Raw genomic sequence first — 26,087 nt, 5'->3', positions numbered from 1 at the left:
TTCCGTTCGGTGTCCGACAGTGTCGGTCACCGATGCTGTCGGAGACCGAAGGGCTCGGGCGAAAGTGCAGTTCGGCGGCGGTACGCTGTCCGCCATGCCGCAGCACCAGGACCGCGCCGAAGCGCCCGCAGCCGCCTCCGCACTTGAGGCGAGTGCTGCGGCGCAGCGGGCTCAGCGGGTGGCCGACGTGGTCACCCGGCTGCGGCGGGCGCTGCGCAGCAGCATCCGCACCGACTACCCGTGGGAGTCGCTGCCGATGGCCCAGGTGGAGCTGCTGCACACGCTGTCCGCCGCGCCGCTGCGGGTCGGTGAGCTGGCGGCACGGCAGCGGTTGGCGCCCAACACGGTCAGCGGGCTGGTGGGCAAGCTGCTCGACGCCGGGTTCGTGGACCGGCAGCCCGACCCGGGTGACCGCCGCACCGCGCGGATCGCCCTCACCGAGGCGGGCCACCGGCAGCTGGCGGACTGGCAGCACGCCCATGAGCGCCGGATGGCCGCCGCCCTGGCATCCCTCTCCCCCGCCGACCACGACGCGGTGATGCGGGCCCTCCCCGGCCTGGACCGCCTCGCGGAGGCACTGGCCGGCCCGACGGAAGAGTAGGCCCGTGCCCTTGTCGAACCGTGGCGTCACCGATCCCCTGCTCCTGGCACGCTCGGCACAGGGCGGCATAGCCCTGCTCGCGCTCGCCATCGTCGTCATCCAGCGGACCACCGGACTGCAACGCGCCAGGGCGGGCGCCGTCCCGGTCGCGCAGCCGCTCGTACGGCCCTGACCCGGCGGCGCCCGGTGATCGGGCACCCGGCAGCGGCCGCCGCTAGAACAGGCCGCCGCTCTCCAGGCCCAGCAGCCAGCGCTTGCGGTCGACCCCGGCGGCGAAGCCGGTCAGCGAGCCGTTGGCGCCGATCACCCGGTGGCACGGCCGCACCACCAGCAGCGGGTTGGCCCCCACGGCGCCGCCGACCGCCCGCACCGCGCGCGGCGACTCCCCGGCGGCGGCGGCCAGTTGGCCGTAGGTGGCGGTGCTGCCGTACGGGATCTCCTCCAGCGCCTGCCAGACGCGCTGCCGGAAGTCGGTGCCGACCGGTGCCAGCGGCAGCGAGAAGGCGGTCAGCTCACCGGCGAAGTAGGCGGTCAGCTGCTCGGTGGCGACGGTGAACGCGCCCGGGGCGGGCCGCCAGTCGGGCAGCGGGGCGTCGACGGCGTACTTCTGCTGGGGCGCGGTCACGGCGGTGAGCACGGCGGTGCCGGTCCCGTCGTCCGTACCGGACAGCAGCAGGGTGCCCAGCGGGCTCTCCATGGTCGTGTAGAGGGTGGTCATGGGTGATCAGACTCCGGTCTGGACGGGTTCGGTGGTGACGGGGGCCGACGCGGCGGCCCACAGGTGGTGCACGGCGTACGAGCGCCAGGGCGCCCAGGCGGCGCCGGCCGACGCTGCCGCCGCCGGGTCGCCGGGGTGGCCGAGCCGGGCCAGCCCGTGGCGCACTCCGGCGTCGGAGGGCAGGAAGACATCGGGGTCGGCCAGGGCCCGCATCCGGATGTAGCCGACCGTCCAGGGGCCGATCCCCGGCAGGTCGAGCAGTTCACGGGCGGCCTGCTCCCGGTCGGCGCCCGCGTCCAGCCGGACCGCGCCACCGGCCAGGGCGGCGGCCAGGCCGAGGACGGCGCGCCGCCGGGCGGCGGGCATGGCCAGGTCCTCGGGGGCGGCGCCGGCCAGCGCGTCCGCCGTGGGGAAGAGCACGGTCAGGCCGCCGCTGGGGGCCGGCAGCGGCCGTCCGTAGCGGGCGGCCAGCCGCCCGGCGAGCGTACGGGCCGACGCCACCGTGACCTGCTGGCCGAGCACCGCCCGGACGGCGAGCTCATGCGGGTCGACATGGCCGGGCGAGCGCAGGCCGGGCCGGGCGCGCACCCGGGCGCCGAGCACCGGGTCGGCGCCCAGCTGCTCGGTGACCGCGCCGGGGTCGGCGTCCAGGTCGAACAGGGCTCGCATCCGCTGCACGGCGGTGGTGAGGTCGCGCAGGTCGGAGAGCTGGAGCCGGCAGTCCAGCCAGCCCCGGTCGGCGGTGCCCGGCGGCGGGCCGTCGACCTCCGCGATGCCATGGCCGTGCGGCAGCGCCAGGGTGCGGCGGTAGGTGCGGGCGCCGCGCCGCGCGCCGGGTACGACCTCCTCCACGCCGGGCACGGCACGCAGCGCCAGGAAGTCCAGCAGGTGGCCGGTGTCCAGCGGGCCACGGTGCGCCAGCCGCAGCGCGATGCCGCCGCCCGGCGGCTGGATGCGGCGGGCGGCGCTGACCTCGGCGCGCAGCCCGCCGGGGGTGCGGTCGTACACCTCGCGTACCGTCTCGTTGAACTGCCGGACGCTGGAGAAGCCCGCCGCGAAGGCGATGTCGGTGATCGGCAGTTCGGTGGTCTGGAGCAGCACCCGGGCGGTGTGCGCCCGCTGGGCGCGGGCGAGCGCGATCGGTCCGGCGCCCAGCTCCGCGACCAGCTGCCGGCCCAGCTGCCGGGAGCTGTAGCCCAGGCGCTCCGCGAGGCCGGTGACGCCCTCGCGGTCCACCACGCCGTCCCCGATCAGCCGCATGGCGCGGCCGACCAGGTCCGCCCGGACGTTCCACTGCGGGGAGCCCGGCACCGCGTCGGGCCGGCAACGCCGGCAGGCGCGGTAGCCGGCGGCCTGGGCGGCTGCGGCGGAGGGGTAGAAGGAGACATTGGCGCGCTTGGGGGTCACCGCGGGGCAGCTCGGTCGGCAGTAGATGCGGGTGGTCGCCACAGCGGTGAAGAACACCCCGTCGAAGCGGGCGTCCCGGCTGTTCACGGCCCGGTAGCGGGTGTCGTCGGCATCGATCACGCTGTCCAGTCTGCGGCATCGCACGGCCACCGACTGGCGGATATCGGACATGGTGGCCGGGGCGACTCTGCGGGCCCCGGCCACCGCACCCCGGGCGGCTACTGGAAGCGCACCTCCACGCTGGTGAAGCCGAGCGAGCGCAGCAGGCCGGTCAGCATGGCGCGGGTGTTCTCCTCGGCGCGCTTGTCCAGGTCGCTCTGCTCGGCCGCGTCCTGGATCTTCTGGGTGGCCAGCACATTGAGTTCCTGGTCGTTGCCCGGGTTGCTGCCGAAGAAGTCACCGAACCGGTCCAGCAGGCCGCGCTCCTTGGTGAAGACGTACGAGTGCTTGGCGTCCAGCGCGGCCGCGTCCAGCTTGGCGTGCGGCAGCTTCAGCACGGCGCTGCGCCGGTCGGCGGAGACGGTGACGGCGTCCGCGCCGACCTTGCCGAGGTCGACGTACGCGCCGACGGCGCCGGCTCCGACGTAGAGGGTGCGGCTGCCCCGGACGGCGTCCGGCAGGAACTTGGCGTCCTTGTCCAGGTCCACGATGACCTGGTAGTTGCCGGTGGCGGCCTGGTAGCGGCTCATGTCCTGGATGGATTTGAGCACGGCCGGGCCGCTGCGGTCCTTGGTCTCGGTGCCGAAGAGGTCGGGCAGGCCGGGCAGCCAGTCCAGCCGTACGGCGGCCAGGAAGGCCGCCACGATCACCGCCAGGGTGACCGGCAGCGCCACGTACCAGGGGACCCGGCCCCGCTCACGGCGGTAGCCGCCGCGCGGGCGCCGGGCGGGCTCCCGCTCGTCGCCCCAGTCCCGGTCATCCCAGTCCCGGTCATCCCGGCCCCGGTCATCCCGGCCCCGGTCGTCGCGCTCCCGGCCGGACCGCCCGGACCGCCCGGACCGCTTCGCTTCACGTGCCTCTCGGTACGGCGGCATGTCGAGGACACCTCCCGTCGCCCGCAATCGGAGGGCCCGTCCCCCCGCCGCGCTTATGCCCCCGAGGCGGCAGGTGCATGGCAGTGACAGATCGACTGTGACCGAACCCGGACCATGAGAGCGCTCTCAGCTTTTGGAGTCAGACGTTAAGCTCATTCGTGACGACTTTCACCCCTCTATCGCACCCCCATACCGGCAAGGAGCAGCAGGTGACCGACGAGTCCGCGCAGCAGGTGCGTACCGGCGCACCCCGACCGACCCTGGAGGCGGTCGCGGACCTCGCCGGAGTGTCCCGGGCCACCGTCTCCCGGGTGGTCAACGGCGGTGCGGGCGTCCGGGCGGAGCTGCGGGAGAAGGTGGAGCGCGCGGTCGAGGAGCTGGGCTACGTACCCAACCAGGCCGCCCGCACCCTGGTCACCCGGCGCAATGACGCGGTGGCCGTGGTGGTCGCGGAGCCGGAGAGCCGGGTGTTCTCCGACCCGTTCTTCGCCCAGCAGCTGCGCGGCATCAGCAAGGAGCTGTCCGCCGCCGACTCCCAGCTGGTGCTGCTGCTGGTGGAGGACACCGGCGACTACCAGCGGGTCGGCCGCTACCTGGCCGGCGGGCACGTGGACGGCGCGCTGATCTTCTCGCTGCACCAGGACGACCCGCTGCCCATCATGGCCCGCAAGGTCGGCCTGCCCACCGTCTTCGGCGGCCGGCCGGACTGGGCGGGCGCCGAGTCGGACCGCGCGGTGCTCTATGTGGACTCCGACAACCGGGGCGGGGCCCGGCTGGCGGTGCAGCACCTGGCGTCGCTGGGGCGGCGGCGGATCGCGACCATCACCGGCCCGCTGGACCAGACGTCGGCGCTGGACCGCCTCGACGGCTACCGCGACATGGTGCCGGACGGCGACCCGACGCTGATCGCCCAGGGCGACTTCACCCAGGAGGGCGGCGGCCGGGCGATGGCCGAGCTGCTGGCCCGCCACCCGGACCTGGACGGGGTGTTCGCCGCGTCCGACCTGATGGCGTCGGCCGCGCTGCGGGTGCTGCGCGACCAGGGCCGCCGGGTGCCGGAGGACGTGGCCGTGGTCGGCTTCGACGACCAGGAGTCGGTGGCGGCGTGGACCGATCCGCCGCTGACCACCGTGCGGCAGGACATCGAGGACATGGGGCGGCTGATGGCCCGGCTGCTGCTGCGCCGGCTCGCCCAGACCAGCAGCCCGGAGCCCGGCGCGAGCCCCCTCTCCTCGGTGATCACGCCCACGCGTCTGGTGTTCCGCGCTTCCGCGTGACCTCTCGGGGGCGCCTGCGGCTTCGAGCCGGGCAGTGGGGGAGGCGGTGGGGGGGGAGACAGGCGACGGTCCGCAGCGGGGGCACCGCTGCGGACCGCGACCGGTCGATGGTGAGAAGGCCGTACGAGCCGGGCCGGGCCCACCGTCCACCCGGCCCGTACGGCCTTGCCACGTCATGCCGTACCGGGAGCTCCCACTCCGGAACAGCCGCCGCGAGCGCCCGCATCACCTGCACACACCCGAGATGAGAGCGCTCTCAGCAAGAGCTATCTAGGCACACCGCGCTTGGCGATGTCAAGACTTCCGCGCGCCACCCCGCCGCGGGTCGCGAACCTCGGCGGGCACCCGGCCGTGAGGCGGGCGGGGCCGGCCGGGAGCCCGGCGCGCCGGAAAGCGTTGCCCCGCAGCCGAGTTGAGGGAAAGGGGGTTCGCGGTGAACGGAACCGGTCCGGAGTGTGAGCGTCCGTTCTCCGGGGCAGATCCGAGGTACACACGGACCGGCACCGCGCCGGACGCACTCCGCATCCGTCCGACGACCGGAGGCCCCCGCCATGGTCGGCATCGTCATCCTGGGCATCGTCCTCGTGGCCCTCTGTATCGCCAGCGTGGTCTTCACCATCTGGCACGAGGGCGAGAAGCTGCCCGCCCGGCTCCGCCGCAGGCCGCCCCGGGCCGGGTAGTCGGCCGCACTCCGCCGACCCGCCGGACCGGCCGCCGCAAGCCACCCGGGCTGCGGCGGCCGGTCCCGCGCTGCGGCCGTCAGCGGCGCCGGATCACCCCGGAGTCGCGTACCGACTTCTGAAGCACCTTCCACTGGCGGCGGCGCTCGGCGGCGAGGCGGGCATCGCTGCGCGCCTCGATCCAGGCGTTCTCGCGCCGGAGCCTGCGGTAGCTGTCCCAGCGCCGCTCCGGCAGCGTGCCGTCCGCCAGCGCCGCGTTCACCGCGCAGCCCGGCTCGGTGCCGTGGGCGCAGTCGTCGAAGCGGCACTCGGCGGCCAACTGCTCGACGTCGGAGAACGCCTGGCCCAGCCCCTCGCCGCCGTAGAGGCCGACGCCGCGCAGACCGGGGGTGTCGATCAGGACGCCGCCGCCCGGCAGCGGGATCAGCTCCCGGGTGGTGGTGGTGTGCCGGCCCTTGCCATCCCGGTCGCGGACGTGCCGGACGGTCATCAGCTCGGCGCCCGCCAGCGTGTTGACCAGCGTCGACTTGCCCGCGCCGGACTGGCCGACCAGCGCGGTGCTGCCGGACAGGCAGGCGGCCAGCACCTCCATGTTGCCGCCGGTCACGGCGCTGACCGGCAGCACGGTGACGCCGGGCGCCACCGCCGCCACATCGGCGCGGATGTGCTCGGCGTCGCCCGCCAGATCGGCCTTGGTGAGCGCCACCAGCGGCTGGGCGCCGCTCTCCCAGGCCAGGGCGAGGAAGCGCTCGATCCGGCCGAGGTCGGGTTCGGCGGCCAGCGAGACGGCGATCAGCACGGTGTCCACATTGGCGGCGAGCACCTGGCCCTCGGACCGCCCGCCCGTGGTGACCCGGACGACGGCGGTGCGGCGGGGCAGCAGCGCGGCGAGCACCGGCAGCGGCGAGGCGGCCGGGTCGACGGCGGCCCAGTCGCCGGTGCAGGGGCGGCGGACCGGGTCCGGGTCGTGTACGGCGGCGGTGTCGGCGCGCAGCGTACGCAGGCCGCTGCCCGTATCGGAGTCGGGGCCGGAGCCGGGGTCGGCGACGACCACGTCGCAGCGGCCGCGGTCGACCCGGGAGATGCGGCCGGGCAGCAGCCCGGCGTCGTGGAGCGGGGCGAACAGCTCGTCGAGCTGCGGGGTCCAGCCGTGACCGGCCAGCGGGTGTGCGGGGGTTGCGTCAGACAACGCGAGAGGCCCTTCGGGAGCTGGGTGTCCCGGCCGGGCGCGCGGTACGGCGGTCCGTACGGCGTCAGGCGGCGACCGGGGAGGGGTGGGGGCGAGCGCTGCTCGGGGCAGCCACGGCGACCTGGACAGCCATCGGGCTCACCTCCTGCTCCTGCGTCGGGCCCGGTGAAGGGCGTGGCGGCGCGGCCCGGATCGGACGGCGCGACGGGCAGGAGTCTAGGGAACCCTCCGCCGGGCCGCACCGCATTTAACTCGGCAACCGGCTCGGCAACCGGCCCCCCGGTCGGCGCCGCCCGGAGTCACCGGTCGGCCGCCGCCCCGCTCAGCCGGTCGGCGGCCGGTCGCTGTCCGGCGGCGGGGGGCCCTGGCGGCGCCGCCGCCCCCGGCCGCCGCTGAGCCGCCCGCGCACATCGCCGGGCGGCAGCAGGTCGGCCCAGCGCTCGGGGTACTCGGCGGGGGCGTCGCCGTCGAAGAAGTCGTCGTCCTCGGCGTCGAGGTCGGCGTCGGGCCCGACCGGGTACGGACGGGCGGCCGCGCGCTCGGCGGCCCGCCGGGCGGCGGCCTGCCGGATGACGGCGGCGGCCGCCGCCTCGTCGGCGCGCTCGTGCTCGGCCCGCGCCTCGGCGGTCTCCTGGCTGGGCCAGCGGCGGTCTATGGCCGCGTTCATGGCGGCGCCGATCAGCACCGCCAGGGCCACCACGAAGATCCAGAGCAGTACGGCGACGGGCGCGGCCAGCGACCCGTACACGGTGGGGCCCGAGGCCGAGCCCTCCACCGAGCTGACCAGGTAGATGCGGAGCACCGCGCTGCACACCACCAGCACCAGCAGCGCGACCAGGGCGCCGGGGATGTCCTCGCGCCACGGCGTCCTGGCGGGTACCGAGACGTGGTAGAGCGTGGTGAAGAAGACCACCAGCAGCACGATCGCAACCGGCCAGTACAACGCGTTGACCAGCACCGCCACCCCGGGCAGCGCGGCCACCACCATCCCCGGCCCCGCCACCAGCAGCGGCAGCACCAGCGAGCCGATCACCAGCGCGGCCAGATAGAGGCCGAGGGAGAGCGCGCGGGTGTGCACGATGCCGCGCTTGCCGTCCAGGCCGTACATCACGGTGATGGTGTCGATGAAGATGTACAGCGCCCGTGAGCCCGACCAGAGCGAGAGCAGGAAGCCGATGGAGATCAGGTCGGGCCGGCCGCTGTCGAAGACGCTCTTCAGCAGCGGTCTGACGACCTGGTCGATGGACTCCTGGGAGAGCACCGTGCCGCAGGCGTCGATGATGTCCCGCTGGAGGTTGTCGATGGTGCCGGCGCCGACGATGTCGTCGAGGTAGCCGAGGGTGCCGGCCAGGCAGAGCAGCAGCGGCGGGATGGAGAGCAGGGTGAAGAACGCCGCCTCGGCGGCGAGCCCGGTGACCCGGTACTCGACGCAGGTGTGGGTGGTGTCCTTCACCAGGCCCCAGACCGTGGTGCGCCAGGAGGCGCCGCTGAACCGCCGCCCTGCCCGCTGGGAGCCCCGGGCACGGTGCTTGGGGGCCTTCCGGGGAGTTTCGCCTGCTGGTTGCACACCCGTACCGTATCGGCAGCGGACACCCCCGCTCATGCCGCGCCCGAGCCGCCAACCGGGCCCCCGGAGGCGCCGTCTCACATAGTGAAGACATTTTGTCCGACATACGGACGCTAGTGGACCGGCGGGAGACCGGCATGGGAATCTCTAGCCATGTCTGGTGCCGGAACAACCTTGGTCGGTCGACTCCACGTCGACCTGCTTCGCGTGTCCAGCGCCATCTGTCCGGTGACCTGATCCCCCCTGCCGCCCTCGATCCGGCGCCACCCCCTCGCCATCCCCGCCGACGCGGATGTGCGGGCGCCTCCGGCCAGGTCACTGCGTCAAGCCCTCGCGTACCCCGCAGGTCACCGCAGTGCTGCGCCCTGGAGACCGTCCGAACCTCCCCAGCGCGTCACCACCTGCCGAAGGACGCATCATGGCCACCACTCCCGCCCCCGACCGGGCCGCGCCGACGACGGACGCCGCCCCCGCGCGCCGGCCCGCCGCCCGCAAGGTGACCCGCCACCGTGGCGAAGGGCAGTGGGGCATGGGGCACTTCACCCCGCTGAACGCCGCCGAGCAGTTCAAAAAGGACGATGACGGTCTCAATGTGCGGACGCGCATTGAGACGATCTACTCCCGCCGCGGCTTCGACTCCATCGACCCCAACGACCTGCGCGGCCGGATGCGCTGGTGGGGCCTCTACACCCAGCGCCGCCCCGGGATCGACGGCGGCCGGACCGGTGTGCTGGAGCCGCACGAGCTGGACGACGAGTACTTCATGATGCGGGTGCGCATCGACGGCGGCCGGCTGACCACCGCTCAGCTGCGCGCCGTGGGCGAGGTCTCCCAGACCTACGCACGCGGCACCGCCGACATCACCGACCGGCAGAACATCCAGTTCCACTGGATCAGGATCGAGGACGTCCCCGCCATCTGGCAGGCGCTGGAGGCGGTGGGCCTGTCCACCACCGAGGCGTGCGGCGACACCCCGCGCGGCATGCTGGGCTCCCCGGTGGCCGGCGTCGCCGCCGACGAGATCATCGACGGCACCCCGGCGCTGCTGGAGATCCGCCGCCGCTACGTCGGCAACCCCGAATTCTCCAACCTGCCGCGCAAGTTCAAGACCGCCGTCTCCGGCTCGCCGCTGCTGGACGTCGCCCACGAGATCAACGACATCTCCTTCGTCGGCGTCGTCCACCCCGAGCACGGCCCCGGCTTCGACCTGTGGGTCGGCGGCGGCCTCTCCACCAACCCCAAGTTCGGCGTCCGGCTGGGCGCCTGGGTGCCGCTGGAGGAGGTGCCGGACGTCTGGGCCGGTGTCGCCTCCATCTTCCGCGACTACGGCTACCGCCGGCTGCGCACCCGCGCCCGGCTGAAGTTCCTGGTCGCCGACTGGGGGCCGGAGAAGTTCCGCCAGGTGCTGGAGGACGAGTACCTGAAGCGGCCGCTGCTCGACGGCCCCGCCCCCGAGCTGCCCGCCCGGCAGTGGCGCGACCACGTCGGCGTGCACCGCCAGAAGGACGGCCGGTTCTACGTCGGCTTCGCCCCGCGCGTCGGGCGGCTGGACGGCTCGCTGCTCAGCAAGGTCGCGGAGCTGGCCGAGGCGCACGGCTCCGGCCGGCTGAGCACCACCGTCGAGCAGAAGCTGATCGTGCTCGACGTGCCCGAGGAGCGGGTCGACTCGCTGGTGGCCGCCCTGGAGGCGCTGGACCTGCGGGTCACCCCGTCCCCGTTCCGGCGCGGCACCATGGCCTGCACCGGCATCGAGTACTGCAAGCTCGCCATCGTGGAGACCAAGCAGCGCGGCAGCAGCCTGATCGACGAGCTGGAGCGCCGCCTCCCGGACTTCGACCAGCCGCTCACCATCAACATCAACGGCTGCCCCAACGCCTGCGCCCGCATCCAGACCGCCGACATCGGCCTCAAGGGCCAGCTGGTCACCGACGAGCACGGCGAGCAGGTGGAGGGCTTCCAGGTCCACCTGGGCGGCGCCCTGGGCCTGGAGCCGTCCTTCGGCCGCAAGGTGCGCGGCCTCAAGGTCACCTCGGCCGGCCTGGCGGACTACGTCGAGCGGCTGCTGCGCCGCTACACGGCGGGCCGCAGCGAGGGTGAGCGCTTCGCCCAGTGGGCCGCTCGGGCCACCGAGGAGGAGCTGTCATGAGCGAGCGGGCCGCGCCCTTCCACTGCCCGTACTGCGGCGAGGAGGACCTGCGGCCGTCGGAGACCGGCGGCCACGGCGCCTGGGAGTGCGGCGGCTGCGCCCGCGCCTTCAAGCTGCAGTTCCTCGGGCTGCTGGCCCGGCCCGCCGCCACCGCACCGGCCACCGCCACCGCACCGGCCCACCACCGCACCAGCCCGCCGACACCGCCCAGGGGAGCACCGGATGAGCCGCACCGCCACTGACCCCGGCAGCCGCTCCGCGCAGGAGCTGGAGGCGCTCGCGCTGCGGGCCGGCCGCGAGCTGGAGGAGGCGCCCCCGCAGGAGGTGCTGCGCTGGGCCGCCGAGACCTTCGGCAGCCGCTTCTGCGTCACCTCCTCCATGGAGGACGCGGTGGTGGCCCATCTGGCCTCCTCGGTCTTCCCCGGCGTGGACGTGGTCTTCCTGGACACCGGCTACCACTTCCCGGAGACCATCGGCACCCGCGACGCGGTGGCGGCGGTGATGAACGTCAACGTCATCACCCTGACGCCCCGGCACACCGTGGCCGAGCAGGACGCCGAGTACGGGCCCAGGCTGTACGACCGCGACCCCGACCTGTGCTGCTCCCTGCGGAAGGTCGAGCCGCTGCGGCGCGGCCTGGCCGGCTACGACGCCTGGGCGACCGGCCTGCGCCGCGACGAGTCCCCCAGCCGGGCGAACACCCCGGTCGTCGGCTGGGACCCCAAGCGCGGCAAGGTCAAGATCGCCCCGATCGCCCGCTGGACCCAGGACGACGTGGACGCCTACGTCGCCGAGCAGGGCGTCCTGCTCAACCCGCTGCTCTGGGACGGCTACACCTCCGTCGGCTGCGCCCCCTGCACCCGCCGGGTCGCGGCGGGGGAGGACGCCCGGTCCGGCCGCTGGGCGGGCACCGGCAAGACCGAGTGCGGCCTGCACACCTGACCGCACACCACCCGGCCGCGCACCACCCCACCCCCCGGCCGCGCACCACCCCACCACCCCACCCACCTGCACCACCGATACGGGAGCGGACCACGTGACCACCACAGCCGACGGGACGGCGCACCGGCCGGACACCGCAGCCGACGCGCGGCAGCGCGGGGCCACCGTGTGGCTGACCGGGCTGCCCAGCGCGGGCAAGACCACCATCGCCTTCGCCCTGGCCGAGCGGCTGCGCGCCGAGGGCCGCCGGGTGGAGGTGCTGGACGGTGACGAGATCCGCACCTTCCTCTCGGCCGGCCTGGGCTTCACCCCCGAGGACCGGCACACCAACGTCACCCGGATCGGCTTCGTGGCCGAACTGCTGGCCTCGCACGGCGTCACCGTGCTGGCCCCGGTGATCGCACCGTACGCGGCCTCCCGCGCGGCCGTGCGCGCCCGGCACGACGAGGCGGGCACCGCCTTCCTGGAGATCCACGTGGCCACCCCGGTGGAGGTGTGCTCGGTCCGGGACGTCAAGGGCCTGTACGCCAAGCAGGCGGCCGGGCAGCTCTCCGGGCTGACCGGCGTGGACGACCCGTACGAGGCACCGGAGGCACCCGACCTGCGGATCGAGGCCCACACCCAGTCGGTGGCCGAGTCGGCCGCCGCCCTGCACGCCCTTCTCACGAACAGGGGACTGGCATGACGACGGCGACCCGGGGGCCCCTCCTGGAGGGGACCGACAACCCCTACACCCTCTCCCACCTGGACGCGCTGGAGGCCGAGGCGGTCCACATCCTGCGCGAGGTGGCCGGCGAGTTCGACCGGCCGGTGCTGCTGTTCTCCGGCGGCAAGGACTCCATCCTGATGCTCCAGCTGGCGCTGAAGGCCTTCTGGCCGGCGCCGGTCCCCTTCGGGCTGCTGCACGTGGACACCGGGCACAACTTCCCCGAGGTGATCGCCTACCGCGACCGGGTGGTGGCCGAGTACGGGCTCCAGCTGGAGGTCGCCTCGGTGCAGGAGTACATCGACAGCGGCCGGCTGCGCGAGCGCCCCGACGGCACCCGCAACCCGCTGCAGACCGTGCCGCTGACCGAGGCCATCCAGAACGGCGGCTATGACGCGGTCTTCGGCGGCGGCCGCCGCGACGAGGAGAAGGCCCGCGCCAAGGAGCGGGTCTTCAGCCTCCGCGACGAGTTCAGCCAGTGGGACCCGCGCCGCCAGCGGCCCGAGCTGTGGCAGCTCTACAACGGCCGGCACGCGGCCGGCGAGCACGTCCGGGTCTTCCCGATCTCCAACTGGACCGAGCTGGACGTCTGGCAGTACATCGAGCGGGAGCGGATCGCGCTGCCGGAGATCTACTTCGCCCATGAGCGCGAGGTGTTCCAGCGCGGCGGCATGTGGCTGACCGCCGGCGACTGGGGCGGCCCCAAGGACGGCGAGACCGTGGAGCGGCGGCTGGTCCGCTACCGCACGGTGGGCGACATGTCCTGCACCGGCGCCGTGGACTCCGACGCCGCCACGGTGGCGGACGTCATCGCCGAGGTGGCGGCCAGCCGGCTCACCGAGCGCGGCGCCACCCGGGCCGACGACAAGCTCTCCGAGGCCGCCATGGAAGACCGCAAGCGCGAAGGGTACTTCTAGAGATGTCGACCGATCTGCACAACGACGCCGCCTCCCCGGCGGAGAACCCGTTCGGTGAGGCGTCGGCCACCGCGCTGCTGCGGTTCGCCACCGCCGGCTCGGTCGACGACGGCAAGTCCACCCTGGTCGGGCGGCTGCTGCACGACTCCAAGTCGGTGCTCAGCGACCAGCTGGAGGCCGTCGAGGCCGCCTCGCTGCGCCGTGGCCAGGACGCGCCGGACCTGGCGCTGCTGACCGACGGCCTGCGCGCCGAGCGCGAGCAGGGCATCACCATCGACGTCGCCTACCGCTACTTCGCCACCCCCCGGCGCCGCTTCATCCTGGCCGACACCCCCGGCCATGTGCAGTACACCCGCAACATGGTCACCGGCGCCTCCACCGCCGAGCTGGCCGTGGTGCTGGTCGACGCGCGCAACGGCGTGGTCGAGCAGACCCGCCGGCACGCCGCCGTCGCCGCGCTGCTGCGGGTGCCGCACGTGGTGCTGGCGGTCAACAAGATGGACCTGGTGGAGTACGCCGAGCCGGTCTTCGCCGCGATAGCCGAGGAGTTCACCGCGTACGCCGCCTCGCTCGGCGTGCCGGACGTCACCGCGATCCCGATCTCCGCGCTGGACGGCGACAACGTGGTGGAGCCCTCCGCCCGGATGGACTGGTACGGCGGGCCGACGCTGCTGGAGCACCTGGAGAGCGTCCCGGTCGGCTCCGACCCCTCCGCCGAGCCGGCCCGGCTGCCGGTGCAGTACGTGATCCGGCCGCAGTCCGGCGAGTACCGCGACTACCGGGGCTACGCCGGGCAGCTGGCCTCCGGGGTGCTGCGCAAGGGCGACCGGGTCACCGTGCTGCCCTCCGGGCTCACCACCACCGTGGCCGGCATCGACGCCCTCGGTGCGGAGACCGACATCGCCTGGGCGCCGCAGTCGATCACCGTGCGGCTGGCCGACGACATCGACGTCTCACGCGGCGACCTGATCGCCGGCGGCACCCCGCCGCAGCCGGTCAAGGACGTCGAGGCGACCGTCTGCCACCTGCACGAGCGGCCGCTGCGGGTCGGTGACCGGGTGCTGCTCAAGCACACCACCCGCACCGTGCGGGCGCTGGTCAAGGAGATCCCGTACCGGGTCGACATCGACAGCCTCCAGCGGCGCGACGCCGCCGACGGGCTGGCGGTCAACGACATCGGCCGGGTGGTGCTGCGCACCGCCGAGCCGCTGGCGTTGGACGCGTACGCGGACAGCCGATACACCGGATCGTTTCTGCTGATCGACCCGGCGGACGGCACCACCCTCACCGCCGGCATGGCGGGCGAGGCGTTCGGCGGCGCGCTGCGCGACGCGGACGGTCAGGACGACGGGGAGGACTGGGTCTGATGCCCGGCGAGGCGTTCTCCGGTATGGACAAGGAAGGCGGCCGCATCGGCAGCGGCGCCCTCGGCAGCGGCCAGGGCGGCGTGGCGCGATGTGCGGGCGGACAGGGGCGCTGATCCCCTGTCACCGGGCCGACCCGCCGTACCCCGGCGGGCCACCGGCCCGGCTCGCCCGGCCTCGCGCCGGACCCGACACCTTTCCGTATCCGTACCAGTGAGGACTCCTCCCATGGCACCTGCCGCCCACCGCCCCGAGCTGCCGTCGTACGCCGATGCCCGCCCCCGCCTCGGCGCCGGCCGGATCAGACGGACGGCCGTCACCGCCGTCGCCGCGCTGGCCGCCACCAGCCTGCTGGCCGCCTGCGGCTACGGCTCCAAGTCGGACGACGCCGGCTCCGGCAGCACCACCCCGGCCGCCGCCGTCCCCTCGGGCAAGCAGCTCTCGGCCGACAACGTCAAGATCGGCTTCTTCGCCAACGTCACCCACGCCACCGCGCTGGTGGGCCTGGCCAAGGACGGTCTGATCAGCAAGGAGCTGGCCGCCGGCGGCGCCAAGGTCACGCCGTCCGTCTTCAACGCCGGCCCGACCGAGATCGAGGCGCTCAACGCGGGCTCCATCGACATCGGCTGGATCGGCCCCTCCCCCGCGATCAACGGCTTTGTGAAGTCCAAGGGCACCTCGCTGCGGATCATCTCCGGCTCGGCGTCCGGCGGCGTCAAGCTGGTCGTCAACCCGAAGAAGATCAAGTCCCTGGCGGACGTCAAGGGCAAGCGGATCGCCACCCCGCAGCTCGGCAACACCCAGGACGTGGCCCTGCTCAACTGGATATCCGAGCAGGGCTGGAAGGTCGACCCCGACAGCGGCAAGGGCGACGTCTCCGTCTTCCGCACCGACAACAAGATCACCCCGGACGCCTACAAGAACGGCTCCATCGACGGCGCCTGGGTGCCCGAGCCCACCGCCTCCAAGCTGGTCGCCGAGGGCGCCAAGGTGCTGCTCGACGAGAGCACGCTGTGGCCGGACCACAAGTTCGTGATCACCAATGTGATCGTCCGGGAGTCCTTCCTCAAGGAGCACCCGGACGTGGTGGAGGCCGTGCTGCGCGGCTCGGTGAAGACCAACGCCTGGATCAAGGCCAACCCGGACGCGGCCAAGGACGCCGCCAACAAGCAGCTGGAGGCGCTGTCCGGCAGCGCCCTGCCGCCCGCGATCATCGACCCGGCCTGGCAGAGCATCGAGGTGCTGGACGACCCGCTGGCCGCCACCCTCACCACCGAGGCCGACCACGCCGTCAAGGCGGGGCTGCTGCAGAAGCCCGACCTGAACGGCATCTACGACCTGCGCCTGCTCAACAAGGTGCTGACGGCCGACGGATCGCCCGAGGTCTCCGACGCCGGGCTCGGCGCCAAGTAGGCGCTCGCGAGACCCCGGGGCCGCCCCCAGCCCACCTGTCGATGCCCGTCAAGGGTGGGCCGGGGGCGGACCCCGGACCCTGCTCCGCTCCCCCACGTCGCACGCCCGCCCACGTACCAGGAGGTGACCCGATGGCCCCCACGCTCACCACGGAGCAGGCCGGTACGGCCGTCAGCGCACCGGCCGACGGCGCATCCGCGGTCCGGATCCAGCACGTCTCCAAGTCCTTCGGGCGCCCCGGCGCCGAGACGCCGGTGCTCGACGACATCAGCCTCGACGTCCGGCCGGGGGAGTTCGTCTGCCTCCTCGGCGCCTCCGGCTGCGGCAAGTCCACCCTGCTCAACCTGGCGTCCGGCCTGGACCGGCCGACCAGCGGCGCCATCGAGGTCCCCGGCGGCCGCCCGGCGCTGATGTTCCAGGAGCACGCGCTGTTCCCATGGCTGACGGCGGGCAAGAACATCGAGCTGGCGCTGCGGCTGCGCGGTCTGGCGCGTGTCGAGCGGCGCGCCGAGGCGGAGCGGCTGCTGGAGCTGGTCCGGCTGCGGGGCTCGCACGGCAAGCGGGTGCACGAGCTGTCCGGCGGTATGCGCCAGCGGGTCGCGCTGGCCCGCGCGCTGGCCCAGGACTCCAGCGTGCTGCTGATGGACGAGCCGTTCGCCGCGCTGGACGCCATCACCCGCGACGTCCTGCACGGCGAGCTGACCCGGGTCTGGGAGGAGACCGGCATCTCGGTGCTGTTCGTCACCCACAACGTCCGCGAGGCCGTCCGCCTCGGCCAGCGCGTGGTGCTGCTGTCCTCCCGCCCGGGGCGGATCGCCCGCGAGTGGGCGATCGACATCCCGCAGCCGCGCCGGATCGAGGACGCGGCCGTGGCGGACCTGTCCATCGAGATCACCGAAGAACTGCGTGGGGAGATCCGCCGTCATGGCCAGCACTGAGACCGCCGTTCCGCCGGGCGGGACGCCCGAGGAGAAGTCGGCCCCCGCAGCCCAGGCCCCCGCCGCCCAGGACCCGGCTGCTCAGGACCCGGCCGCCCAGGCGCCCGTGCCCCAGGACCTGGCGGGCCTGGAGGCCGGTCTGGACGCGCTGGACGCGGTGCGCATCCGCCGCGCCTCGGCGGGCCAGGTGTTCATGCAGAAGGTGCTGCCGCCGCTGGCCGCCATCGTGCTGGTGCTGGTGGTCTGGCAGCTGCTGTACCTGGCCAAGGTGACCGACGAGTCCAAGCTGCCCGCGCCCGCCGCGGTCTGGGACAGCCTCACCACGCTGTGGAACAAGGGCACCCTCTTCTCGATCATCTGGACCAGCGTCTCCCGGGGCCTGCTGGGCTTCCTCGCCTCGCTGGCCATCGGGACGCCGCTGGGCCTGCTGGTCGCCCGGATCAGGATCGTCCGGGCCGCCCTGGGCCCGCTGCTGTCCGGCCTCCAGTCGCTGCCGTCGGTCGCCTGGGTGCCGGCCGCCGTCATCTGGCTGGGCCTGACCAACTCGGCGCTGTACGCCATCATCCTGCTAGGCGCGGTCCCCTCCATCGCCAACGGCCTGGTCTCCGGCATCGACCAGATCCCGCCGGTCTACCTGCGGGCCGGCCGCAACATCGGCGCCAGCGGGCTGCGCAGCGCCTGGCACATCCAGCTGCCCGCCGCGCTGCCCGGCTACCTCGCCGGGCTCAAGCAGGGGTGGGCGTTCTCCTGGCGGTCGCTGATGGCGGCGGAGCTGATCGCCACCTCCCCCGACCTGGGGGTGGGCCTGGGCACCTTCCTGGACGCCAGGCGCACCGACTCCGACATGCCCGGCGTGCTGCTCGGCATCATCATGATCCTCTTCGTCGGCATCGCCATCGACCTGATCGTCTTCAGCCCGCTGGAGCGGCGGGTGCTGCGCAGCCGGGGCCTGCTGGCCCGGAGTCAGTAATGCCACAGCCGGTCCTGCTCGTCGTCGCCCACGGCAGCCGCGATCCGCGGCACGCCGCGACGGTCCATGCGCTCGCCCGGCGGGTCGCGGCGGCGCGGCCGGGGCTGCGGGTGGTGACCGGCTTCCTGGACCACTGCGGCCCGTCGGTGCCGGAGGTCGTCGACCGGCTGGTCGCGGAGGGCGTCCGCGAGGTGGTGGCGCTGCCGCTGTTCCTGTCCCGCGCCTTCCACGCCAAGGCGGACGTGCCGCTGGTGCTGGACCGGGCGACCGCCGACCACCCGGGGCTGCGGCTGCGGGTCACCGATGTGCTCGGCCCCTCGCCGCTGCTGCTGGACGCGCTGGAGCGGCGGCTGTACGAGGCCGGGTTGCGGCCGGGCGACCGGTGCTCCACCGGCGTCGTACTGGCGTCGGCCGGCTCCACGGACCCGGAGGCGGGCGCGGTCATCGCCGACCTCGCCCGCCGCTGGCAGCGGCGGGCCGGCTGGCTCGCCGTCCGCCCGGCGTTCGCCTCCGCCGCGCTGCCCCGCACCGAGGACGCGGTGCGCGCGCTGCGCGCCGAGGGCGTCCGCCGGATCGCGGTGGCCCCTTATGTGCTCGCCCCCGGCTTTCTGCCGGACCGGATCGAGCGGGGCGCCCTGGACGCGGGGGCGGACACCATCGCCACCTGCCTGGGCGACGCCGCCGAACTGGGTCGGCTGATCCTCGACCGGTATGCGAGCGCCCGCAGCGGACGGCTGGTCGGGGCCGGGCGCGCCTGACGGTGCGTCAGCAACCCGCCGCCCGCCGTCGCGCAGGGGCGTCGGGACACCTGCGCGACGGGGCGCCGAGGCGGCTACTTCGCGGGGCGGCGCGGGCGCCGGGGCGCCGATCCCGCCGAGGCGGCGGCGGCGCTGTGGCCGCCGGTGCGGCGGGGCGGGCGACGGCGGCGGGGGGCGGCGGACGGGTCGGTGTCGGACCCCGCACCCCGGCGTGTGGCCGGCCGCTCGGCGGCGGGCTGCACCGGCGCGGCGATGGAGACGGGTACGCCGGAGGGCGTACGGGCGCCGGTGATCCGGGCCAGTTCGGAGTCGCCCGGACGGACCCGGGTGGTGTGCGGCCGGATGCCCGCCGTGGTCATCAGACGGCTCATCTCGCGGCGCTGCTCGGGGAGCACCAGGGTGACCACGGTGCCGGACTCGCCGGCCCGAGCGGTGCGGCCGCCCCGGTGCAGGTAGTCCTTGTGGTCGATCGGCGGGTCGACGTTGACGACCAGGTCCAGCCCGTCGATGTGGATGCCCCGGGCGGCGACATTGGTGGCGATCAGCGCGGTGACCTGCCCGTCCCGGAACTGCTCCAGGGTGCGGTTGCGCTGCGGCTGGCTCTTGCCGCCGTGCAGCGCCGCCGCCCGTACGCCGCTGCCGAGCAGCTGCTTGGTGAGGCGGTCCGCACCGCGCTTGGTGTGCACGAACATGATCACCCGGCCGTCGCGGGCGGCGATCTGCGCGGTGGCGGCCTGCTTGTCGCCGGTCTCCACGTGCAGCACATGGTGCTCCATGGTGGAGACGGTGGCGGCCGACGGGTCCACCGAGTGGGTGACCGGGTCGGTGAGGAAGCGGCGGACCAGCCGGTCGACGTTGCGGTCCAGGGTGGCGGAGAACAGCATCCGCTGGCCGTCCGGCTCCACCAGGTCCAGCAGCTTGGTGACCTGCGGCAGGAAGCCCATGTCGGCCATCTGGTCGGCCTCGTCCAGCACGGTGGTGCGCACCCGGTCCAGTCGGCAGTCGCCGCGCTGGATCAGGTCGGCCAGCCGGCCGGGGGTGGCGACCAGCACCTCGGCGCCCCGGTTGATCGCCTGCGCCTGCCGGTTGATGGACATGCCGCCGACGACGGTGGCCAGCCGCAGGCCGACCGCCGCCGCGTACGGGGTGAGGGCGTCGGTGACCTGCTGGGCCAGCTCGCGGGTGGGAACCAGTACCAGGGCCAGCGGGCGGCGGGCCTCGGCGCGCCGGCCGGCGGTGCGGGCCAGCAGCGACAGGCCGAAGGCGAGGGTCTTGCCGGAGCCGGTGCGGCCTCGGCCGAGGACGTCGCGGCCCTCCAGGGAGTCCGGCAGGGTGGCGGCCTGGATCGGGAACGGCTCGGTCACCCCCTGCCGCGCCAGGGTGTCCAGCAGTGCGGTGGGCAGCGGCAGCTCGGCGAAGGACTCGACGGCGGGGCGACCCGGCACGGTGGACTCGGGCAGCACGGACGACACGGGCTCCGGCGCGCGCCGAGGGGCCCGCGCGGGCGCGGCCGCCGTGCGCGCCGGGGCGCTGCGGCCCCGGCCGGGCCGGCTGCGGCCGGCCGCCGGCTGGTCCTGGGTGCGGGCGCCGTCGCGGGACGGCCGGGCCTGGCGGGTCATTGCGGGAACCGTCCTCGTCTTCATGGCCTGGTTGCGCTACAAGGGGCCCGGTTGCGCTGCGGGGTGGCCCGGCTGCGTGCGGAGTGGCCTGGGTTGCTTGCGGGGACTGCCGCCGGGGCGGCATGGCGAGGGCCCGCGCCGTGCGGCGCGGGCCCTGCTGGACGGCGGCGGTGGGCCGCCGTCGGCGTCAGATGACGCGGATGTTCTCGGCCTGCGGGCCCTTCTGGCCCTGGGTGACCTCGAACTCCACCTTCTGGCCCTCGAACAGCTCACGGAAGCCCTGAGCGTTGATGTTCGAGTAGTGGGCGAAGACGTCGGCGCCGCCGCCGTCCTGCTCGATGAAGCCGAAGCCCTTTTCGCCGTTGAACCACTTCACGGTGCCGGTAGCCATAACCGTCTCCCTCTGGGGCAGTGCCAGGACCCGCACCTCGCGGGCCCCGCGTCGCCGCGATCCCCATCCGGAGAAACCCGGACAAACAAAAGTGCGCCTGATGGTTGGACCAGCAGGCGCACACAAACGTTCATGGGAACCAAAACTGCAACTGCATCGACTCTACCACTCACGACGCGGAGTGCGGGTCCGGAGGTGGCGCGTGCCACAGCGGGTAGCGCAGCCCGGCCGGCCGGTTGATCCAGCCGGTTGATCCAGCCGGTCGCTGGCGATCCCCTGCTATGCACCGTGACGCCGAGCGGCGGGCCGCCAGCGGCGGCAACGCCGGGGAGGGCGGCCCCGTCCGCAGACGGGGCCGCCCTCCCCGGGCCGATCTTCGGGGTGACCCCGGCTCAGCTGCGGCTCCCGGTGGAGTCGTACTCACCGTGGCCGACCCGGGCCGGGTCGGGCGTGCCACCGCTGGCGACGACGGTGCTGTGCCCGCCACCGCGCTTGCTGTCCCCGTGGCCGGGCCACCAGGCGGCGTGCCCGATCAGGGCGGTCAGTGCCGGGGTGAAGAAGAGCGCCATCACAAAGGCCGCAGCCATGATGCCGACCGCCACCGCGAAGCCCATCTGGGTCATGAAGGAGTTGCCCGCCAGCATCAGGGTGGCGAAGGATGCCGCCAGGATGAAGCCGGCGGCACCCACCGTCGGGCCGCTGTGCCGGATGGCCTGGCTGGCCGCCTCGCGCGGGCTGCGGCCCTCGCGGGCCTCCTCCCGGAGTCGGGCGATCATCAGGATGTTGTAGTCGGTGCCGATGGCGACCACGAACAGGTAGACGATGATCGGCAGCATGAACATCAGACCGGGCTCGCCCTTGATGTTCTGGAAGACCAGCGTGGTGGCACCGAGCGTGGCACCGAAGCCGAGCCCCACCGAGGCCATCAGGTACCAGGGCGCCACCACACTGCGCAGCAGCAGTCCCAGGATCACCATGATCAGCAGCGCCGCGACCGGGAAAACCAGCGAGTAGTCGTGGTTCATGGCGATGTTGATGTCCTTGTAGACGGCGGTGATACCGCCCACCAGGGCTGTGGTGCCGGCCGGGGCGTCGGCGTGCGCGGTGTCGCGCAGCTTGCCCACGGTGTCGATCGCGGCGCCGGACGCGGGGGCGTCCTTGAGCAGCACCGTGAAGTCGGCGGTGGAGCCGTCCTTGCTGACGCCGGTCTGCGCGTTGACATTGACGCTGGCGACGCCGGGCACCGACTCCAGCTGCTTCTGGAAGGTGGGCAGCGCCGCGCGGTCCAGCCGGCCATTGGCCTTCACCAGGTAGACGTGGGTCGGCTCGGCGGCGCCCGCCGAGTACGCGCTCATCATCTTGTCCTGGACGACCATCGACTCCTTGTCCTTGGGCATGGAGCCCGAGGCCAGGTCGAAGGTGCCGGTGAAGCCGAGCGCGGCCGCCGCCAGACCCGCCAGCACCAGGCCGGAGATCGCGGCCACCACGGCCGGGCGCCGCCCGGTGAAGGCGCCGAACGCGGCGAACCGGGCGCCCTTGGGCTCCTGCTGCCACTTGCGCGACGGCCAGAAGAGCACCTTCGGGCTGAACACCGAGATCACGGCCGGGAAGAGGGTCAGTGCCGCCAGCAGGGTCACCGCGACCGCGATGGCCAGGGATGGGCCGAGCGAGCGGAACATGCCCAGCGAGGAGAGGATCAGGGCCATGAAGGCGATGATCACCGCACCGGCGGCGGAGGCGATGGCCTCACCGACCCGGCCGACCGCGTTGACGATGGCCTCGGTGCGGTCCTCCCCGGCGCGCAGCCGCTCCCGGTAGCGGAACATCAGGAAGAGGAAGTAGTCGGTGCCCACTCCGAAGAGCACCACCACCAGGATGCCGGTGACCGAGCTGTCCGCCTTGAGGTCGAACAGCTTGTTGGCGTCCGCGATCAGGCCGTTGGCGGCCATCGCCACCACGCCGATCAGCACCAGCGGCAGCACCGCGATGATCGGGGAGCGGAACAGGATCAGCAGGGTGATCAGGATCACGCCGAAGGTGCCGAAGGCGATCAGTGCGTCGCCCTTGGAGCTGGCGTCCTGCTGGTCCAGCTGCTGAGCGGCCGAGCCGCCGAGCTTGAAGTCGAGGTGGGTGCCCTTGACCAGCGCCTTGCCCTTGTCGCGCAGCTCCTTGGCCGCGTCGGCCTGCTTGGTCGGGTCGGCGCCCGTGTCCTTCATCTTGACCATCGTCAGGGCGTACTTGCCGTCCTTGGACGTGCCCTGCGGCGGGATGATCGTCTCAACCGTGTCGATCTTCGCGGCGGTGAGGTCCGCGGCCACCTTCTGGGCGGCCTTCTGGTCGGCCGCGTCCAGCTTGCCGCCGTCGGTGCGCTCGAAGAGCCCGATCGCGGACGGTGTGAACGCCTGCGGGAAGGCCTTGGTCTGCACGTCCGAGGCCTGGATGGACTCGTAGTGGCGAGGCAGGAAGCTGCTCTCGTCGGTGTTGGTGGTCAGCTTGGGCGCGCTGGCAACGATCGCGACCGCGGCAACGAGCCACGCCACGATCGTCCACCATCGGTACCGGACCACGAAGCGTCCTATGCGATGGAACATGCTCGAAGTGCCTCCTGGGCATGGTTCACCGCAGCCCGGATGGGGCCCCACCGGCCGGCAACGGCGGACGGGGGCAGGACAGGGCTCACGGCAGTACCGGCTGTCTGACCGGTTGGCAGGTAAGTGTGTGCGGGACTCATCCTAAAAACTTGCTTGCCGCCCGGCAAGTCAGCTCCCGGAACCCCACTCCCCCATAGTCACCCATCCCGGGAGTACTCCACCTCCTGCTCCGGGTGGAGAACGGTCAGCCTGCGGGTGGAGATCTCTCAGGGTTGCACCGTAGGGAAAACCCCACCCCCCTGCTGGGGGCAGGACCAGGGTGCGGTCGGCTGCCAGCCGGATGTTGCCGGGATCACGCCGCTTCTAACGTCGATCACGGCCCCGCACCACCTGCGGACACCGACATCGGCGGCCGTACCGCCGCCTCCCGAGGGGGACTCTCCACCGTGGCACCCAGATCCGCAGCAGCACCCGGACGTGCGGCCCCCAGGCGTGCGGCACCCAAGCTCGGGATCGCCGCCGCCATGGGCGGCTGGAGCGCACGACACCGCAAGACGGCAGTGGTCGGCTGGCTGCTCTTCGTCGTGCTGGCCGCCTACCTCGGCGGCCTGGCCGGCAGCGTCAAGATCGGCGGCGCCGAGGAGCTGCCCGGCGACACCGCCCGCGCCCAGCAGATCCTCGACCAGGCCGGCCTGAAGAGCCCGGACGGCGAGAGCGTCATCGTCCAGAGCCCCAGCCTGACCAGCACCGACCCGGCCTTCCGCAGCACCGTCACCGATGTGGTCGCGGCGGTCCGCGCCACCGGCCTGGTGACGGCCGTACGCTCCCCGTACGACAGCGGCGCGGTCTCCGCCGACCGGCACTCCGCGCTGGTGCAGTTCACCATGGCCGACGCCACCGGCGCCGAGACCGCCGACCGGGTCGGGACCGTGCTGGACGCGGTCACCCGGGTGCGGACGGCCCACCCGGGCCTGGTGGTCGAGGAGTTCGGCGAGGCCAGCGCCGACAAGTGGTTCCAGGACCAGTTCAGCAGCGACTTCAAGCGGGCCGAGTGGACCGCCGTGCCGCTGGCGCTCGGCATCCTGCTGGTCGCCTTCGGCGCGCTGGTGGCCGCGGTGCTGCCCGTGGTGCTCGCGCTCACCGCCTTCATCGCCGCCGGCGGCCTGGTGGCGCTCAGCAGCCATCTGCTGCACACCAGCGACGACGCCAGCTCGGTGATGCTGCTGGTCGGCCTGGCGGTCGGCGTCGACTACTGCCTGTTCTACCTGCGCCGCGAGCGCGAGGAGCGGGCTGCGGGGCGCGACCCGCAGACGGCGCTGCGGATCGCCGCCGCCACCTCCGGCCGCGCGGTGCTGGTCTCCGGGCTGACCGTGGTCGTCGCGATGGCCGGCATGTTCCTCACCGGCATCGCGGACTTCCAGGCGATGTCGGCGGCCACCATCATCGTGGTCATCGTGGCCGTGCTCGGCTCGGTCACCGTGCTGCCCGCCCTGCTCTCGCTGCTGGGCGACCGGGTGGACAAGGGCCGCGTCCCGCTGCTCGCCCGGCTGCGCCGCGCCGACCCCGCCACCGGAAGCCGGGCGTGGAACGCCGTGCTCACCCCGGTACTGCGCCACCCGCTGGCCGCCGCCCTGCTCTCCACCGGCGCCCTGCTCGCGCTGGCCGCGCCGCTGCTCACCCTGCACACCGCCAACCTCACCTTCGAGCAGCAGCTGCCCCAGGGGAACCCGCTGGTCAAGACGTACCAGCGGATCGACGCCGCCTTCCCGGGCAACCCGGCGCCCGCCGTGGTCGTGGTCCGGGCCACCGACATCGACGGGCCCGAGATGAAGCGGGCCGTCACCGACTTCCGGCGCGCCGCGCTGGCCACCGGCCGGATGCACGAGCCGATCGAGATCACCCTGCACCGCGCCGAGAACGTGGCGGAGATCACGGTGCCGCTGGCCGGCACCGGCAACGACCGGGCCAGCGACGACGCCCTGAAGACGCTGCGCGAGGACGTGGTGCCCCGGACGCTGGGCGCGGTGCCCGGCACCGAGGCCCCGGTCACCGGCTCCACGGCGGGCAGCTACGACTTCAACCGGCAGATGTCCGGCAGCGTGCTCCCGGTGTTCGGCTTTGTGATCGCCTTCGCCTTCCTGCTGATGCTGCTCTCCTTCCGCTCGCTCAACATCGCGGTGACCGCCGTGCTGCTCAACCTGCTCTCGGTCGGCGCCGCGTACGGAGTGCTGTCGCTGGTCTTCCAGCACGGCGTGGGGGCGTCGCTGCTGGGCACCGCCGGGGTCGGCGCGATCGAGTCCTGGGTGCCGCTGTTCCTCTTCGTGATCCTCTTCGGGCTGAGCATGGACTACCACGTCTTCGTGGTCTCCCGGATCAAGGAGGCCCGGGACCGGGGGCTGGACACCCGTGCCGCCGTCTCGTACGGCATCCGGAGCACCGCCGGAGTGGTCACCAGCGCGGCCGTGATCATGGTGGCGGTGTTCGCGGTCTTCGGCACCCTGTCCATGCAGTCCATGAAGCAGATGGGCGTCGGCCTGGCCGTCGCGGTCCTGGTGGACGCCACCATCATCCGGGGCGTGCTGCTGCCCTCGGTGATGAGCCTGCTGGGCGAGCGCAACTGGTACCTGCCGCGCTGGCTGAACCGGCTGCCCGACTTCTCGCACACCGAGGGCCTGCCGCCGGTGGACGCCGTGCCCGCGCCCCGCCCGGTCCCGGCCTGCTACCCGTACGCCGTCAGCAACACAGGAACTGTCAGCAACACAGGCACCGTCCGCAACACAGGCACCCTCGGCACCGGCGACACCGACCGGCACGACCGGCCGCCGGTCCAGGTCTGAGCCCCCCGGCAGGGCCGGCCAC

General features: G+C 73.5%; 24 protein-coding genes. 16 read left to right on the top strand and 8 right to left on the bottom strand.

Annotation, left to right across the window (positions count from 1 at the left end; translation table 11 throughout):
* The first annotated feature begins 94 nt into the window (after positions 1–94).
* Positions 95–601: a MarR family winged helix-turn-helix transcriptional regulator gene (locus tag ACIQGZ_RS12175; RefSeq protein WP_402601193.1), complete on the top strand. Its 507-nt coding sequence runs from the start codon at positions 95–97 to the stop codon at positions 599–601.
* Positions 602–605: 4 nt separating this feature from the next.
* Positions 606–773: a hypothetical protein gene (locus ACIQGZ_RS12170; protein ID WP_402601191.1), complete on the top strand. Its 168-nt coding sequence runs from the start codon at positions 606–608 to the stop codon at positions 771–773.
* Positions 774–815: 42 nt separating this feature from the next.
* Here ACIQGZ_RS12170 and ACIQGZ_RS12165 read toward each other — a convergent pair whose 3' ends face one another.
* The 3 genes from ACIQGZ_RS12165 to ACIQGZ_RS12155 are packed head-to-tail and all read right to left on the bottom strand — an operon-like array spanning position 816 to position 3,760.
* A complete protein-coding gene (locus ACIQGZ_RS12165) occupies positions 816–1,319 on the bottom strand; it encodes a methylated-DNA--[protein]-cysteine S-methyltransferase (protein WP_402601190.1) in 504 nt (167 codons plus the stop codon).
* Between the two features lie 6 nt (positions 1,320–1,325).
* Positions 1,326–2,897, bottom strand: a complete 1,572-nt coding sequence (locus ACIQGZ_RS12160) for an AlkA N-terminal domain-containing protein (protein ID WP_402601189.1) — start codon at positions 2,895–2,897, stop codon at positions 1,326–1,328.
* A 47-nt stretch (positions 2,898–2,944) separates the two neighbouring features.
* Positions 2,945–3,760 (bottom strand): DUF4230 domain-containing protein, encoded by an 816-nt coding sequence (locus tag ACIQGZ_RS12155; protein WP_402601187.1) that lies wholly within the window; start codon positions 3,758–3,760, stop codon positions 2,945–2,947.
* Between the two features lie 233 nt (positions 3,761–3,993).
* On the opposite strand from ACIQGZ_RS12155, the gene ACIQGZ_RS12150 reads away from it, so the two are divergent.
* Positions 3,994–5,037: a LacI family DNA-binding transcriptional regulator gene (locus tag ACIQGZ_RS12150; protein WP_402601471.1), complete on the top strand. Its 1,044-nt coding sequence runs from the start codon at positions 3,994–3,996 to the stop codon at positions 5,035–5,037.
* A gap of 551 nt (positions 5,038–5,588) precedes the next feature.
* The gene (locus ACIQGZ_RS12145) at positions 5,589–5,717 is read left to right on the top strand and encodes a hypothetical protein (protein ID WP_402601186.1); all 129 of its coding nucleotides are present in this window, start codon (positions 5,589–5,591) and stop codon (positions 5,715–5,717) included.
* 79 nt (positions 5,718–5,796) lie between these two features.
* Here the strand turns inward: ACIQGZ_RS12145 and rsgA are convergent, their stop codons facing one another.
* Positions 5,797–6,906, bottom strand: coding sequence for a ribosome small subunit-dependent GTPase A (gene rsgA, locus ACIQGZ_RS12140; protein WP_402601184.1), 1,110 nt, complete (start codon positions 6,904–6,906; stop codon positions 5,797–5,799).
* 322 nt (positions 6,907–7,228) lie between these two features.
* Entirely contained in the window at positions 7,229–8,473 is a 1,245-nt protein-coding gene (locus ACIQGZ_RS12135) for a YihY/virulence factor BrkB family protein (RefSeq protein ID WP_402601182.1), read from the bottom strand.
* A 153-nt stretch (positions 8,474–8,626) separates the two neighbouring features.
* Between ACIQGZ_RS12135 and ACIQGZ_RS12130 the strand changes: the two genes are divergently transcribed.
* The 11 genes from ACIQGZ_RS12130 (at position 8,627) to ACIQGZ_RS12080 (ending at position 18,627) form a co-directional block, all read left to right on the top strand.
* A complete protein-coding gene (locus ACIQGZ_RS12130) occupies positions 8,627–8,710 on the top strand; it encodes a putative leader peptide (protein WP_402601470.1) in 84 nt (27 codons plus the stop codon).
* 181 nt (positions 8,711–8,891) lie between these two features.
* Positions 8,892–10,619, top strand: a complete 1,728-nt coding sequence (locus tag ACIQGZ_RS12125) for a nitrite/sulfite reductase (RefSeq protein ID WP_402601181.1) — start codon at positions 8,892–8,894, stop codon at positions 10,617–10,619.
* Positions 10,616–10,861, top strand: a complete 246-nt coding sequence (locus ACIQGZ_RS12120) for a hypothetical protein (protein WP_402601180.1) — start codon at positions 10,616–10,618, stop codon at positions 10,859–10,861. Before ACIQGZ_RS12125 ends, ACIQGZ_RS12120 begins: the two co-directional genes overlap by 4 nt.
* Positions 10,842–11,561 (top strand): phosphoadenylyl-sulfate reductase, encoded by a 720-nt coding sequence (locus ACIQGZ_RS12115; RefSeq protein ID WP_402601178.1) that lies wholly within the window; start codon positions 10,842–10,844, stop codon positions 11,559–11,561. The genes ACIQGZ_RS12120 and ACIQGZ_RS12115 overlap by 20 nt, the downstream gene beginning before the upstream one ends.
* 94 nt (positions 11,562–11,655) lie before the next feature.
* Positions 11,656–12,246: an adenylyl-sulfate kinase gene (cysC, locus tag ACIQGZ_RS12110; RefSeq protein WP_402601177.1), complete on the top strand. Its 591-nt coding sequence runs from the start codon at positions 11,656–11,658 to the stop codon at positions 12,244–12,246.
* Positions 12,243–13,184: a sulfate adenylyltransferase subunit CysD gene (gene cysD, locus ACIQGZ_RS12105; RefSeq protein WP_402601175.1), complete on the top strand. Its 942-nt coding sequence runs from the start codon at positions 12,243–12,245 to the stop codon at positions 13,182–13,184. Before cysC ends, cysD begins: the two co-directional genes overlap by 4 nt.
* Before the next feature lie 2 nt (positions 13,185–13,186).
* Positions 13,187–14,551, top strand: coding sequence for a sulfate adenylyltransferase subunit 1 (locus ACIQGZ_RS12100; RefSeq protein WP_402601173.1), 1,365 nt, complete (start codon positions 13,187–13,189; stop codon positions 14,549–14,551).
* A 225-nt stretch (positions 14,552–14,776) separates the two neighbouring features.
* Entirely contained in the window at positions 14,777–15,961 is a 1,185-nt protein-coding gene (locus ACIQGZ_RS12095) for an ABC transporter substrate-binding protein (RefSeq protein ID WP_402601172.1), read from the top strand.
* A gap of 131 nt (positions 15,962–16,092) precedes the next feature.
* Positions 16,093–16,899 carry an ABC transporter ATP-binding protein gene (locus ACIQGZ_RS12090; protein ID WP_402601170.1) on the top strand — a complete coding sequence of 269 codons (807 nt, stop codon included), beginning with the start codon at positions 16,093–16,095 and terminating at the stop codon, positions 16,897–16,899.
* Positions 16,886–17,869 carry an ABC transporter permease gene (locus ACIQGZ_RS12085; protein WP_402601169.1) on the top strand — a complete coding sequence of 328 codons (984 nt, stop codon included), beginning with the start codon at positions 16,886–16,888 and terminating at the stop codon, positions 17,867–17,869. The genes ACIQGZ_RS12090 and ACIQGZ_RS12085 overlap by 14 nt, the downstream gene beginning before the upstream one ends.
* On the top strand, positions 17,869–18,627 hold the full coding sequence (locus ACIQGZ_RS12080) for a sirohydrochlorin chelatase (RefSeq protein ID WP_402601168.1): 759 nt from the start codon (positions 17,869–17,871) through the stop codon (positions 18,625–18,627). The genes ACIQGZ_RS12085 and ACIQGZ_RS12080 overlap by 1 nt, the downstream gene beginning before the upstream one ends.
* A 74-nt stretch (positions 18,628–18,701) precedes the next feature.
* Here the strand turns inward: ACIQGZ_RS12080 and ACIQGZ_RS12075 are convergent, their stop codons facing one another.
* The 3 genes from ACIQGZ_RS12075 to ACIQGZ_RS12065 all read right to left on the bottom strand — a co-directional run bounded on the left by ACIQGZ_RS12075 (position 18,702) and on the right by ACIQGZ_RS12065 (position 23,228).
* Positions 18,702–20,246, bottom strand: a complete 1,545-nt coding sequence (locus ACIQGZ_RS12075; protein WP_402601166.1) for a DEAD/DEAH box helicase — start codon at positions 20,244–20,246, stop codon at positions 18,702–18,704.
* A 187-nt stretch (positions 20,247–20,433) separates the two neighbouring features.
* The gene (locus ACIQGZ_RS12070; RefSeq protein WP_402601165.1) at positions 20,434–20,637 is read right to left on the bottom strand and encodes a cold-shock protein; all 204 of its coding nucleotides are present in this window, start codon (positions 20,635–20,637) and stop codon (positions 20,434–20,436) included.
* A 392-nt stretch (positions 20,638–21,029) separates the two neighbouring features.
* Positions 21,030–23,228 carry an MMPL family transporter gene (locus ACIQGZ_RS12065; RefSeq protein WP_402601164.1) on the bottom strand — a complete coding sequence of 733 codons (2,199 nt, stop codon included), beginning with the start codon at positions 23,226–23,228 and terminating at the stop codon, positions 21,030–21,032.
* A gap of 524 nt (positions 23,229–23,752) precedes the next feature.
* On the opposite strand from ACIQGZ_RS12065, the gene ACIQGZ_RS12060 reads away from it, so the two are divergent.
* A complete protein-coding gene (locus ACIQGZ_RS12060; RefSeq protein ID WP_402601468.1) occupies positions 23,753–26,065 on the top strand; it encodes an MMPL family transporter in 2,313 nt (770 codons plus the stop codon).
* The last annotated feature ends 22 nt before the right edge of the window (positions 26,066–26,087 follow it).

The organism is Streptomyces sp. NPDC092296, assembly GCF_044755465.1.
GTDB lineage: Bacteria > Actinomycetota > Actinomycetes > Streptomycetales > Streptomycetaceae > Peterkaempfera.
The sequence above is the reverse complement of the archived record's forward strand: the minus strand, read 5'-3'. Positions and strand labels throughout refer to the sequence as shown.

What these genes read in the sequence shown, in the direction of transcription:
- ACIQGZ_RS12070 (WP_402601165.1), bottom strand. Translation starts at nt 20,637, where the DNA reads ATGGCTACCGGCACCGTGAAGTGGTTCAACGGCGAAAAGGGCTTCGGC.
- ACIQGZ_RS12175 (WP_402601193.1), top strand. Translation starts at nt 95, where the DNA reads ATGCCGCAGCACCAGGACCGCGCCGAAGCGCCCGCAGCCGCCTCCGCA.
- ACIQGZ_RS12155 (WP_402601187.1), bottom strand. Translation starts at nt 3,760, where the DNA reads ATGCCGCCGTACCGAGAGGCACGTGAAGCGAAGCGGTCCGGGCGGTCC.
- ACIQGZ_RS12165 (WP_402601190.1), bottom strand. Translation starts at nt 1,319, where the DNA reads ATGACCACCCTCTACACGACCATGGAGAGCCCGCTGGGCACCCTGCTG.
- ACIQGZ_RS12060 (WP_402601468.1), top strand. Translation starts at nt 23,753, where the DNA reads ATGGGCGGCTGGAGCGCACGACACCGCAAGACGGCAGTGGTCGGCTGG.
- ACIQGZ_RS12085 (WP_402601169.1), top strand. Translation starts at nt 16,886, where the DNA reads ATGGCCAGCACTGAGACCGCCGTTCCGCCGGGCGGGACGCCCGAGGAG.
- ACIQGZ_RS12125 (WP_402601181.1), top strand. Translation starts at nt 8,892, where the DNA reads ATGGCCACCACTCCCGCCCCCGACCGGGCCGCGCCGACGACGGACGCC.
- cysD (WP_402601175.1), top strand. Translation starts at nt 12,243, where the DNA reads ATGACGACGGCGACCCGGGGGCCCCTCCTGGAGGGGACCGACAACCCC.
- ACIQGZ_RS12115 (WP_402601178.1), top strand. Translation starts at nt 10,842, where the DNA reads ATGAGCCGCACCGCCACTGACCCCGGCAGCCGCTCCGCGCAGGAGCTG.
- ACIQGZ_RS12065 (WP_402601164.1), bottom strand. Translation starts at nt 23,228, where the DNA reads ATGTTCCATCGCATAGGACGCTTCGTGGTCCGGTACCGATGGTGGACG.
- ACIQGZ_RS12145 (WP_402601186.1), top strand. Translation starts at nt 5,589, where the DNA reads ATGGTCGGCATCGTCATCCTGGGCATCGTCCTCGTGGCCCTCTGTATC.
- ACIQGZ_RS12160 (WP_402601189.1), bottom strand. Translation starts at nt 2,897, where the DNA reads ATGTCCGATATCCGCCAGTCGGTGGCCGTGCGATGCCGCAGACTGGAC.
- ACIQGZ_RS12095 (WP_402601172.1), top strand. Translation starts at nt 14,777, where the DNA reads ATGGCACCTGCCGCCCACCGCCCCGAGCTGCCGTCGTACGCCGATGCC.
- ACIQGZ_RS12090 (WP_402601170.1), top strand. Translation starts at nt 16,093, where the DNA reads ATGGCCCCCACGCTCACCACGGAGCAGGCCGGTACGGCCGTCAGCGCA.
- ACIQGZ_RS12120 (WP_402601180.1), top strand. Translation starts at nt 10,616, where the DNA reads ATGAGCGAGCGGGCCGCGCCCTTCCACTGCCCGTACTGCGGCGAGGAG.
- ACIQGZ_RS12130 (WP_402601470.1), top strand. Translation starts at nt 8,627, where the DNA reads ATGTCTGGTGCCGGAACAACCTTGGTCGGTCGACTCCACGTCGACCTG.
- ACIQGZ_RS12080 (WP_402601168.1), top strand. Translation starts at nt 17,869, where the DNA reads ATGCCACAGCCGGTCCTGCTCGTCGTCGCCCACGGCAGCCGCGATCCG.
- ACIQGZ_RS12100 (WP_402601173.1), top strand. Translation starts at nt 13,187, where the DNA reads ATGTCGACCGATCTGCACAACGACGCCGCCTCCCCGGCGGAGAACCCG.
- ACIQGZ_RS12075 (WP_402601166.1), bottom strand. Translation starts at nt 20,246, where the DNA reads ATGACCCGCCAGGCCCGGCCGTCCCGCGACGGCGCCCGCACCCAGGAC.